1 pseudogene is annotated in these 268 nt (G+C 76.5%); it reads left to right on the forward strand.

The annotated features are described in order from the left end of the window. A pseudogene (locus G3I42_RS08240) lies at positions 1–268 on the forward strand (hypothetical protein); the annotation flags it as partial.

The raw sequence follows: 268 nt of genomic DNA on the forward strand, positions 1-268 counted from the left end.
ACCGTATGGAGCCCCGGCGCCGCCGAGGTGCAGGCGCGGGCCCGCCGCACCCGTGTCCTCGCCCGCCGCAGGCGGACCACGGTGCTGCTCTTCCTCGTCTTCACGCTGGGCTCGGTCGCCGCCGCCGTGTGGGGCCTCGGCTTCCTGTGGGTGCCCGCGATCCCGGCGGTGCTGCTCAGCGCGTACATCGTCTACCTGCGCGGCCAGGAACGCCGCCGCTTCGCGTACACGATGGACCGCCGCCGCGCCGAGGACGCCGCGGCCCGCC

This window comes from Streptomyces sp. SID11385, from assembly GCF_010548245.1.
Taxonomy (GTDB): Bacteria; Actinomycetota; Actinomycetes; order Streptomycetales; family Streptomycetaceae; genus Streptomyces.